Source organism: Bellilinea sp. (genome assembly GCF_034432615.1).
Classification (GTDB): domain Bacteria; phylum Chloroflexota; class Anaerolineae; order Anaerolineales; family Anaerolineaceae; genus Bellilinea.
Genome location: NZ_DAOUBL010000013.1, coordinates 1 through 8,579 on the forward strand (window position 1 = coordinate 1; position 8,579 = coordinate 8,579).

An 8,579-nucleotide genomic window follows, 5' to 3' on the forward strand; every position below is an offset into this window, starting at 1 on the left:
CTGCTGGCGGGCAGTCTGCCGCAGCCGGCGGAAGCGCTCACGCCTTACCGCACCTGGGCGCTGGGGCCGCGCGGGCGGTTGTACCTGACCCAGGATGCCTACATTCCTTTCAACGAGATCGAACTGCCAATCAACGCAGCCGAAGATGTTTACATCACCCCGGATGGGCAAATTTACATTGCCGATACCGGCAACGGGCGCATTCTGCGCCTGCAGCAGGATGGCCTGACCGCCGAATTCGGCAAGGGCCTGCTCGAAAAGCCGACCGGCGTGTTTGTGGATGGGGAAGGGGTCATCTACGTGGCGGATGCCGGCAAGAATCACGTGGTGATTCTGGATGCGGACGGCAATTTGATCAACGAGTTTGGCCGCCCCAGCGAGCCGCTTTTTGGCCGGCGCGCCGAATTTCTGCCGCGCAAGCTGGTGGTGGATGCCCGCAAGAATATCTACATCATCAGCGAAGCCTCGGTCAACGGGGTGGTGCAGATGAACACCGCCGGTCAGTTCATCGGTTATTTCGGCGCCAATACGGCCGAAATGTCCCTGAAGATGATTTTGCAGCGCCTGTTCCTGACCCGCGAACAGCTGGAGCAGTTCATCAAGAATGAAGCCGCTTCGCCCTCGAATCTGGCGATTGACCGCCGCTCGCTGATTTATACGGTCACCGCCGGCACTTCGCCGCGCAAGAGTATCCGCAAATTTACCATTGCCGGTAAAAACATCTTCCCGGATACCTTTGGTTCCTCGACCTTCCGTGATGTGCATATCAGCGAGGAGGGGCTGCTGACCGCCGTGGATGCCAGCGGTGTGATTTACGAGTATGTGGAAAACGGAATGCTGCTGTTCGTGTTTGGCGCGCCGGATCAGGGCGAGCAGCGGCGCGGCACGCTGCGCAACCCGACCGGAATTGCCCGCTTTGGCGAAAACCTGTACGTACTGGATAAGAAAAAAAACGCGCTGGTGGTCTTTCGGACAACCGCCTTTGCGCGCCTGGTGCATGAAGGGGTGCGCCGCTACGTGGAGGGCTTTTACATGGAAGCCAAGCCTTATTTTGAAGAGGTGCTCAACTACAACGGATCCTTTATCATGACCTATCAGGCCATCGGGGATGCCTACTTCAAAGAAGGCAAATACGCCGAGGCGTTGACCGCCTACCGTTATGCCGAAGACCGCAAAGGTTTTTCGGAAGCCTTCTGGGAGCTACGCAACGCGGTTTTACAGCGCCATCTGGCGCAGTTTTTAGGGGTGATTGTGGCGCTGGGGGTGGTGCAGGGGCTGGGGCGGCGGCTTGACCGGCGCTTCGGCTGGCTGCAGCCGCTGCGGCGGGTTGGCGGGCAACTGGCAGCCGTCCGCTTTGTGGATGATTTCCGCTTTTTGTTCCGCTTCATCCGTCAGCCGGCAGATAGTTTTTACTATATCAAGCGCAATCTGCGCGGGAGTGTCTGGTTTGCGCTGCTGCTGTACGGTTGGGTGATTGCCGTGCGCCTGCTGACCCTCTACTGGACGGGTTTCATATTCAACCCCTATGCCTCAGCCAACGATGTGCCGGTTGCGCGTGAGGTGATTACCCTGTTGATTGCCATTGGTTTGTGGAATATTGCCAACTACCTGATCTCGACGATTACCGACGGCGAGGGTCGTTTTCGAGATGTGTTCATCGGCAGCGCGTACAGTCTCTTTCCGTATGCGCTGTTTGCCCTGCCGCTGGCGCTGTTTTCCAATTTGCTGACTCTCAACGAAATTTTCATTTACACCTTCAGCCGCGATTTGATTTACGGGTGGTGCGCCCTGATGCTGGTGATCATGGTGATGGAGATTCACAATTATTCATTTGCCGAAACGCTGCGCAACATCGCCCTGACGCTGTTCACCATGCTGATGTTCCTGCTGACGGCGTATATCTTCTTTGTGCTGTTCAATCAGCTGGTAGATTTTGTTCAGGCCATTGTTCAGGAGGTGGGGCTGCGTGGCTGAGCGTTGGTGGCGGATGGGGCTGGTGCTGGCGCTGCTGGCGGGGTTGTTGGGACTGCCGCGGGCGGCGGTAGGTTTCTGTTGCAGCGAAAAAAATGCGCATAGCCGTATTGTGGAGGGTTGGGTACCTTCTCCACCTGCTCAAATCCCGCCGGATTTCCGGCAGGTGGGGGAGAACGACACCTTCATCCTCTACGCCAACCCGAATACGCTGGCCTTCAAGGTGCTGGACAAACGCAGCGGCTACCTGTGGCATTCCAACCTGGACCAACCCGCGCCGGGTGACCGGCTCAACCGCTCCTGGACTGCCTTTGCCGACAGTGCCGTCAGCATCGAGTATCTGGATGAAAAGGCGGTCAACAAGCGCATTTCCATCACCAACGCCAGCCGCACGCTGGACTTTCGCCCCAACGGGCAGGGTTTTGAAGCCTCGCTGTTCTTTACCGATTTTGGCATTGGCTTGCAGCTCAGCGTGCGCCTGCAGCCGGACGGCGTGCATGTGGAAGTACCGTTTGCTTCCATCCGGCAGGAAAACCCGGCTTACAAACTGGGGCTGCTGTATCTTTACCCCTTCATGGGCGCCACCCGTGGCGATGAGGTCAGCGGCTACATTCTGATTCCGGATGGCAGCGGCAGCCTGATTCCACTTTCGGCGGCTACCAAGGCCCGCACCATGTTCTACGGGCGCTATTACGGCCCCGATTTGGGCATGCTCGCCCAGCTGCCCTTCGACCCCAACATCAACCGTCCCTACCGCCTGAGCCTGCCGGTGATGGGAATGGTGCACGGCGAGGGGCAGAATGCCTTTTTGTCCATCGTCGAGGATGGGGCGGCCTACGCCGAGCTGCAGGTGCATCCTTCCGGCATCATCACCAATTTCAATTTTGCCTGCCACGCCTTCATTTACAATCAAAGCTATTTTCAGGCCACCAACCGCGCCGGCGCTGGGGTGACTACCCTGCAAAGAGAAACCAATGCCTTCGATATCAAGGTGCGCTACCGCTTTTTGAGCGGTGCGGAAAGCGATTACGTCGGCATGGCGCGCAGTTATCAGCAGTTTTTGCTGGAAAAGGGCTGGCTGAACAAGACGACAGATGAAAGCGGACAAATCGGCATCCGGCTGGAATTTTTGGGCGGGGACAAGGAAAAAGTCCTGCTCTGGCAGCGAATGATTCCGATGACCACCGTGGAGCAGATGCGGGCGATTCTGGATGACCTGCAAATTCGGCGGGTAGAGGCGGTTTACTACGGCTGGCAGCCGCTGGGCGCCTCCAGCATGGTCGGCGATTCCCTGCGTCTGGACCGGCGGCTGGGCAGTCTTGCCGAGCTGCGCGCCCTTTCGGAACAGTTGCTCGAGAATGGCGGCCGGTTGTATCTGTACGCCGACCCGCAGGCGGCTTTGCGCGACGAGAGCGGTTATTCACCGCGCCGCGACCTGGCCATGGCGATTACCGGCGTGTACATGCTGGGTTACAACCGCTACAAGGTGTCCTATTATCTGAACGCAGACTCATTGCAGCGTCAGTTTTCCCGCCTTGCCCGCCAGGCGGATGAAAAACTTTCCGCCGGGCTGGCGCTGGATCAAATGGGAACCATGCTGTACAGCGATTTCCGCAGCCGGCCGGTTTTGAACCGCGAACAGACGCTGCGCCGCTATCAGCAGATGCTGGCCGAATCGCCTGCGCCGCTGGCATTTTACAACCCGAATGCGTATGTCTTCGGCCGAATGCAGGCTTACTTCGATATGCCGCTGGATGACAGCGGTTACATCTTCGCCGCGCAGGATGTCCCCTTTTTGCAGATTGTGCTGGCCGGCTTTGTACCTTATTATGGGCCGCCGCTCAACTTTTCATCCGACCCGCTGGGTGACCGCCTGCGGCACGCCGATTACGGGGTGTACCCTTCCTTCTTCCTTTCCCACGAGGAAACCGCAAAAATCTTGAACACCTCATCCAACTGGGTGTTCACTTCTGCCTACCGCCAGTGGCAGGATGAGGTCAAGGAAACCTACCGATGGCTGAATGATCTGCTCGCCCCGGCCGTCGGCCAGCCGATTGCTGCCCGCCAGAAACTGGGTGAGGGCGTTTTTGCCACCATTTACGCCAACGGTTATCGGGTGATGGTCAACTACACTGACCAGCCGTTTGAGGTGGAGAACGGTCTGGTGCTGCCGCCGCGCGATGCGCGCGGACTGCAGGGAGGGCTGCCATGAAGCTCGGCAAACTGCTGCGCAATGAAATCCCGCCGTCAGTGCGCGAGGCGCTGAGCGGTTATGGTTTTGTGCTGATCTGGGTGATCGGTTTTGCCTTGTTCACCCTGATTCCCTTCATCGAGACCTTCCGCTACAGTCTGCATCAGGTTACGGTGACCGCTACCGGCATTGAACTGAGTTTTGTGCGCTGGGCCAACTACACCCGCGCCCTGTTCACCGACCCGACTTTTGTGCAGCTGGTGATCGAATACGCGCTGGAAACGCTGATCTCCACCCCGATTGTGATCATCTTTGCCATGATCATCGCCCTGTTTCTGAACCTGGATTTTCCGCTGAAAGGCGTTTTCCGCACCATCTTTTTCCTGCCGGTCATCATCACCAGCGGGCCGGTCATCCGCGAGTTGATTGCGCAGGGGGTGGCTTCGGTGCCGGAATTTGCCAATCTGGCGGCCGTTTCGCAGTTTTTGCAGGAACTGCCGGTCTATTTGCGCAACCCCATCCAGTATCTTTTGACTTCGTTTATCATCATTTTCTGGTTTTCGGGGGTGCAGATTTTGATCTACCTGGCCAGTCTGCAAAAGATTGACCGCAGCGTGTACGAAGCGGCCGCCATGGACGGCGCATCGGCATGGGTTTCGTTCTGGAAGATTACGCTGCCCTCGCTTTCCACCACAACCGTCATCAATGCCGTCTATACCATCATCACCCTGTCGCATTTTTCCGAAAACAAGGTGGTGCGCTATATCTACAATCAGACCTACGCCGTGCAGGGCGGTATCGGCTATGCCAGCGCCATGGCCTTTCTTTACTTTGGCGTGCTCATCATTCTGCTGGCAGTGACCTATCTATTGCTGCGCGGAAGGGCAAGAAAGTGAGGACGGGGTGAAAGCAATCATCCAGCGTTGGGATTACGACCGCATTCGTTCGTTTCTGTTCGGCAGCCGCACGCACTACGGGCTGGTTTTCTCCCTGATTCTCTACACGGTGCTGGTGGTGATTGCCTTTGTCTATCTCTACCCGCTGCTGTTCATGTTCATTACCAGCATGAAAAGCCCGCAAGACCTGCTCAACCCGATGGTGCAGTGGGTGCCGACCGGATTTTATCTGGAAAATTACCTCAAAGCCTTCCGCGTTTTGAATTACCCGCAGACGTTCATGGCTTCGGTGCTGACCAGCCTGCTGCCCTCGCTGATTCAGGCGGTGGTGTGTTCGCTGGTCGGGTACGGGCTGGCGCGTTACCGCTTCCCGGGCAAGCGGTTGATTTTCCTGCTCATGCTGGCGACTTTCATCATCCCGCCGCAAAACACCGTTTTGCCGCAAATGCTGACTTACCGGGAGTACGGCCTGCTGGGCAACATTCTGGCGCTGCTTTTGCCGGCGGCGGTGGGCCAGGGGTTCAAGAGCGCTATTTTCATCCTCATTTTCTATCAGGCGTTCAGCACCATTCCCAAAGTGCTGGAAGAATCGGCGCGGCTGGACGGCGCGTCCGATCTGAAAATCTTTCTCCAGATTGCCCTGCCGAACGCTCTGCCGGCCTATATTGTGACCATTCTCTTTTCTACAGTGTGGTACTGGAACGAAACTTACCTGACGGCCATCTTCCTGGAGGGGGGCATTCAAACCTTGCCGATGCAGCTGTCCAAATTTGTGCAGGCTTACGAAAACCTCTACCCGCCGGGGGTGGTCAACATCTTTGACCGCATCAACGAGGCGGTCAAGTTGAGCGGCACTTTTTTGAACATCGTTCCGCTGCTGGTGCTGTATTTCATCCTGCAGCGCTGGTTTGTCGAATCGGTGGAAAGGACGGGGGTGACCGGTGAGTAAATTCCTGCTGCTGTGCCTGATTGCGGCTGTAGCCGCGGCCGGCTGCGCGCCCGCCCGTATGACGCCCTCTCCTGCGCCGCCGCCGGAAGCAACCCCTTCGGTTATTCCCATTTCCCCAACTCCAACGGAGACTCTCATGCCATCTTTGACACCCACCCCAACTCCCGTGCCTTCCATTGATGAAGTCATCGAATACGAGATGAAAGGGTCGTTTGATTTCTTCTGGGAGCAGGCCAATACCGACGCCGGCAGCCCCGGCTACGGCTTGATCCGCGACCGCTACCCGGGCGGCGAGGGCATTGCCAGCATTGCCTCGGTTGGGTTTGGCCTGACAGCCTACCTGATCGGTGTGGAGAAGGGCTACATCACCTACCAACAGGCTTACGAACGGGTGAACGGCACCCTGGATACCCTGCTGAGTCTGGAGCGGGTGGAGGGTTTTTACTACCATTTTCTCAATATCCGCACGGGCAAACGCGCCTGGAACAGCGAGGTCTCCAACATTGATACCGCCATTCTGATGATGGGCGTGCTTTCGGCAGGGGAGTACTTTGGCGGGGAGATCGCCGAAAAAGCCCGCCGCATTTATGACGGAATCAACTGGCGCTGGTTTGTGGATGAAAACCGCGACCTGTTTTACATGGGCTACGTTCCCGAAAAGGGCTTTGAAGGCTACTGGGATTTTTACGCCGAACAGCTTATGCTTTTCATTCTGGCGGCCGGCTCGGACACCTCCCCGATTGACCCGGCGGTGTATGATGCCTTCACCCGCCATTATGTAAAATATGGAGATGGCCAGCCCTTCATCCATTCGTGGTTCAACTCCATCTTTACCTACCAGTTCAGCCACGCCTGGATTGATTTTCGTGACTATGTGGACCGCGACGGGGTCAACTGGTTTGATAATTCGGTGGAGGCTTCGCTGGCGCATTACAATTATGCCGTCCGCATGCAGGATAAATTCCAGACCATCGGCCCGAACGCCTGGGGGCTGACCGCCTGCGACGGCCCGGATGGCTACGATGGACGCTACGGCGCGCCGCCCTCCGGCTACGATAATACCGTTCACCGCGTGGATGATACCGTTCCGCCGGCCGGGGCAATCGGTTCGATCGTTTTCCTGCCGGAGCAGGCAAAGCAGGCCATGCTCAATTACTACTCCATCGAACGGCTCAAGGGGCGCTACGGTTTCAAAGATGCCTACAACCTGAGCAAAAACTGGTTCGCCAGCGATGTGATCGGCATTGACAAGGGCATCAGCCTGTTGATGCTTGCCAATGATCAGAATGATTTTGTGTATTCGGTCATGATGAAGAACGAGGTCATCCAGAAGGGATTGCAGCGCCTGGGATTTGATCGGGTAAAGGAGTGAAAGCATGACAACCATCCGCGATGTGGCAAAGCGAGCCAGGGTCAGTGTTACGGCGGTTTCGTATGCCCTGAACAACACCGGCACCATCAGCGAGGAAACCCGCCAGCGCGTCCTGAAGGCGGCCAGTGAACTGAACTATTACCCGAACGCCTTTGCGCGCCACCTCAAAAAACGCAAAACGCTGACGCTGGGCGTGTTCATTACCAGTTTTGGCGGTCAGTTTTATGAGGAAATTCTGGAGGGCATTCATCAGACGGTTTTGAAAACCGAATATGAATTGATTGTCTGTCCGCAGGCGCGTTCGCTGCGCAAAATGCTCACCCAGCGGCAGGTGGACGGGGCGATCATCTTTGATTACAAGGTGAAAAGCGATATTCTGCTCAAACTGGTTTCGCCCAATTTCCCGATTGTGGTGATGGACCGCTTTCTGGAACACGAGTGCATTCTGCCGCTGCTGCTGGATAATGCCCAGGGGGTGCGTGAAGCATTCGACCACCTGTACGGACAGGGTTTCCGCCGGATGGCGTTCATCGCCGGGGCGGTCGATTCGCTGGATAACACCGAGCGTAAGCAAACCTTTCTGGAACAGGCCGCCGCACAGGGCTTGAGCGTGCCGGTTTATCAGGGCAACTTTACCCGTCTGAGCGGTTACGACATTGGGCGGATCATGATTCGCGGCGGCGATTTGCCCGAAGCCGTTTTTTGCGCCAACGATCAGATGGCGATCGGCTTCATTGAGGCGATGAAGGAAGCCGGCCTGCGTGCGCCGCAGGATGTGGCTGTGGTGGGCTTCGACGATATTTTGATTGCCCGCTACATGCAGCCGTCGCTCTCGACGGTGGGTGCTTCACGGCAGGAGTGGGGGGCGGCAGCCGCAACCCAGTTGATTCAGTTTCTGGAAGAGGGCAAACCTTTTGAGCATGTCCGCATCCCAGCTCACCTGATCGTGCGCGAATCCTCGCACCGCTTGGAAAAATCCACCCCAACAGGATGAACCTCATGCCCCCGTTTCAAGTTCATTCCCAACAGTTCTGGTACGACGGCCGCCCGCTGTTGATTCAGGCGGGCGAGTTTCACTACTTCCGCGCCCCGGCCGAGGTGTGGCGCGACCGGCTGGCTTTGCTGCAGCGCGCCGGCTTCAACGCCGTAGCCAGTTACATCCCCTGGCTGTGGCACGAGCCGCAGCCGGGTCAACCTGAC

At 57.3% G+C, this 8,579-nt stretch carries 7 protein-coding genes; all 7 read left to right on the forward strand.

Annotation, left to right across the window (positions count from 1 at the left end; translation table 11 throughout):
- The coding region (locus VAE48_RS00710; protein WP_322791391.1) for a YIP1 family protein at nucleotides 1-1,974 on the forward strand (1,974 nt) is incomplete at its 5' end.
- Nucleotides 1,967-4,183, forward strand: a complete 2,217-nt coding sequence (locus VAE48_RS00715; RefSeq protein WP_322791392.1) for a DUF5696 domain-containing protein — start codon at nucleotides 1,967-1,969, stop codon at nucleotides 4,181-4,183. The genes VAE48_RS00710 and VAE48_RS00715, both read left to right, overlap by 8 nt.
- A complete protein-coding gene (locus VAE48_RS00720) occupies nucleotides 4,180-5,058 on the forward strand; it encodes a sugar ABC transporter permease (protein WP_322791393.1) in 879 nt (292 codons plus the stop codon). The genes VAE48_RS00715 and VAE48_RS00720 overlap by 4 nt, the downstream gene beginning before the upstream one ends.
- Nucleotides 5,059-5,065: 7 nt before the next feature.
- Nucleotides 5,066-6,007 (forward strand): carbohydrate ABC transporter permease, encoded by a 942-nt coding sequence (locus VAE48_RS00725; RefSeq protein WP_322791394.1) that lies wholly within the window; start codon nucleotides 5,066-5,068, stop codon nucleotides 6,005-6,007.
- Nucleotides 6,000-7,379 carry a glucoamylase family protein gene (locus tag VAE48_RS00730; protein WP_322791395.1) on the forward strand — a complete coding sequence of 460 codons (1,380 nt, stop codon included), beginning with the start codon at nucleotides 6,000-6,002 and terminating at the stop codon, nucleotides 7,377-7,379. The genes VAE48_RS00725 and VAE48_RS00730 overlap by 8 nt, the downstream gene beginning before the upstream one ends.
- 4 nt (nucleotides 7,380-7,383) lie before the next feature.
- Nucleotides 7,384-8,373, forward strand: a complete 990-nt coding sequence (locus VAE48_RS00735; RefSeq protein ID WP_322791396.1) for a LacI family DNA-binding transcriptional regulator — start codon at nucleotides 7,384-7,386, stop codon at nucleotides 8,371-8,373.
- Between the two features lie 5 nt (nucleotides 8,374-8,378).
- Nucleotides 8,379-8,579: beta-galactosidase (locus tag VAE48_RS00740; protein WP_322791397.1), on the forward strand; the 201-nt coding region annotated here is incomplete at its 3' end.

What these genes read in the sequence shown, in the direction of transcription:
- VAE48_RS00720 (WP_322791393.1), top strand. Translation starts at nt 4,180, where the DNA reads ATGAAGCTCGGCAAACTGCTGCGCAATGAAATCCCGCCGTCAGTGCGC.
- VAE48_RS00735 (WP_322791396.1), top strand. Translation starts at nt 7,384, where the DNA reads ATGACAACCATCCGCGATGTGGCAAAGCGAGCCAGGGTCAGTGTTACG.